Source organism: Wolbachia endosymbiont of Tuta absoluta (genome assembly GCF_059414725.1).
The window spans coordinates 1-2025 of record NZ_JBNRJY010000470.1 but is presented as its reverse complement, the minus strand read 5'-3'; the positions used below and the strand labels follow the sequence as shown (position 1 = coordinate 2025).

At 35.1% G+C, this 2025-nt stretch carries 1 protein-coding gene; it reads right to left on the bottom strand.

Annotated features, from left to right (window positions below; genetic code table 11):
- Positions 1-917 precede the first annotated feature (917 nt).
- Positions 918-1154 (bottom strand): peptidylprolyl isomerase, encoded by a 237-nt coding sequence (locus tag ACJ5GX_RS05080; RefSeq protein ID WP_495292771.1) that lies wholly within the window; start codon positions 1152-1154, stop codon positions 918-920.
- Positions 1155-2025 lie beyond the last annotated feature (871 nt).

Below are 2025 nucleotides of genomic sequence, written 5' to 3'. Positions count from 1 at the left end.
ATTCGGATGAGTCAAATTCATTCGAATGATTGTTTTTCATTCGAATAATTCGAATAGTCCTTTTAAACAATCGAATTATTCGAATACCTCTCTATTCGAATGATCATTCGAATAAATCATTCACATTCGCCCATCACTAATTTCTTCAATTTTGTTTATTCCATTTTGTCCTTGTTCACGGTATAAAAATCGTATTTTATTTATAATATTAGCGAATAGTAGGTTTAACTAAGACATAATTAACAAAACATCACAAAAATGCAATCCTGTAGGATATGTTTCGATATAAATGTTAGAATGGTTATGCTTGGTGACACGAAATTGAAGGAATTTCTTGAAAACATATTTAGCAGCCATGGATTTACAGAGGTAAGGATACTGTACTATCACTACTAACCAACTAACTGGTTTTAATGACCGCCAAATCTAATTATTCTATGAACATAAAAGTATACTCTGGCCCCTTAGTGTGCAATAAACAATTTTGTAACTAACATTATTGTAGCCTAAGTACCTATTGACTTCATAAGTCTCATGGTTGCACACACAACTATAGGCTTGGTAGAATAATAAGGTTGCTTGTTGCTAATTCATTCAAGAGTTTTAATTTGGGGCACTAACTAGATAATATTCTGGTCAGAAATACAACCAAGGAAAACACCACTGACAAACTTGAAATATTTTTCTCTTGAAGTTTATAATTTTAAACAAAGAAAAAACAGTAACCTAAATTTTTACAAAACCGAAAATGTCCAGAATGCTATAAAAATAGGTCCTGTTCCCACTCATATGAATGTGTTCATTACATACATGCATTAACAGCCACAACAGTCCACCGCTGGACATGGGCCTTTTCCTATTGCCATACTCACCCCTATTGCAATTTCTACTTATTTAGTAAACATGGGTTTAACAGTCTAATAGCCTCTGCAACCTGTCAAGATCGATCCATTAGTGTTTGGTCCCGAGTTGGCCATACTAAGTATCCCCGGCCCGGTGTGTTTCAATGTGAAGTTTTCGTCCTCGAATTTCCGCCCGTATATGGATTTGCCGCCGGTGCCGTTGTTGTTTGTAAAGTCGCCGCCTTGACACATCTGGAAGTGTATGCTAAGGAAATGTCTAGAGAATTTGTGATTGAGAAATTCAGAATTCAACAGGATCGATCTTTTTTGAGAGTGGGAATGGGCTCGTTAACAGCGCTGGTGTCACTGCGAAACTTGGGGACAGTGGGAAATATTATTGCGGTCTTCGTGTAAGTACATTACTAATATACCTAAAAGTTTAAAAAATGATAAATTTAATTCAGTACTTTTTCCTGAATAAATCCATTTTTTAAATAAATTTGAAGATCCTGACTTGCACCTGCTGTGACGGTTTGTGCGGACCTCATTCCGGATGCGCGTGTGGCCCCTGCTCAGCTCTCTCAGCAGAAGAAGAGCTTCGAGTTGCCATTCAATCTAAGCTAGTTCCTCCACCACCATCCATTCAAGTAATTGATGACCTAAAGTGGAAACAAGACCCAGGTATTGAATCCATTTGGCCTTAAATGTTTATTTTGCATTAGAAATGCTTGAAAATAAATATGCATGACAACCGACAAAATATGCAAGATCAAATGGCAAGTTTTAGGTATAAAAATAGAATAATAAGCATTTTACGCCCTAACTTAACAATGTAAAATATTTCCGCTATATAAAAATGGTGCAAGATAGTCATATACAAAAACACAGATATATTTTTTCAGGAAGCAATGTACGCTAATAAAATTTAATAGATCAATGAGCAAACTTGCCAATAGTGAGAACAATTTTAGCTAAGAATGCCTAAAATATGGAAGGAAAACTCATTACCCTTGAAAAAAATTGCTTATTATTGCAATAACTGTTTTTGTTTTTTTTTTAATATTTTCAATTTTGTTTTGGTTCACCAATTTATCGTCCCACAGAATAAGCAAGGAAGCATTGTTCACAGTGTTTGTTCCATCCCTTATTATCATCCAGGTCCCGAATCTCTAAAAATCCTACA